Annotated in this window: 1 pseudogene; it reads right to left on the bottom strand. The window is 66.6% G+C overall.

The annotated features are described in order from the left end of the window. Positions 1-652 (bottom strand): annotated as a pseudogene (locus tag ACJ8PL_RS25515) (transketolase); the annotation flags it as partial.

The raw sequence follows: 652 nt of genomic DNA, 5'->3' as shown, positions 1-652 counted from the left end.
ATCAGGATCACGTCCGGCGTGCCCGCGCAGTCTTTCAGCACGTAGCCGCCGCGGTACACGTTCGCCAGCTGCTCTGCGGTGCGCGGCTGCTGGGTCAGGTTCTGGCGCGAGAACACCAGGGTGGTCGGGCCGTCGTTGCGCTCGATGCCGTACTGCCACGCCACCGCCGATTCCACCTGGTCACACGGGCGCCAGGTGCTCATGTTCGGGGTCACGCGCAGGCTCGCCAGCTGCTCCACCGGCTGGTGGGTCGGGCCGTCTTCGCCCAGACCGATGGAGTCGTGGGTGTAGACGAACACGTTGCGCAGCTTCATCAGCGCCGCCATGCGCACCGCGTTGCGGGCGTATTCCACGAACATCAGGAAGGTCGCCGAGTACGGCAGGAAGCCGCCGTGCAGCGCGATGCCGTTGGTGATGGCGGTCATGCCGAACTCGCGCACGCCGTAATGAATGTAGTTGCCCGCCGGGTCAACGTTCAGCGCTTTCGAGCCGGACCACATGGTCAGGTTGCTCGGCGCCAGGTCGGCGGAGCCGCCCAGGAACTCCGGCAGCACCTTGCCGAACGCTTCCAGCGCGTTCTGCGACGCCTTGCGGCTGGCGATGTTGGCCGGGTTGGCCTGCAGTTTTTCCACGAACGCTTTGGCGTCGGCTT

This window comes from Serratia sp. CY83965 (assembly GCF_052166375.1).
In the GTDB taxonomy this organism is placed as follows: domain Bacteria; phylum Pseudomonadota; class Gammaproteobacteria; order Enterobacterales; family Enterobacteriaceae; genus Serratia; species Serratia marcescens.
The sequence above is the reverse complement of the archived record's forward strand: the minus strand, read 5'-3'. Positions and strand labels throughout refer to the sequence as shown.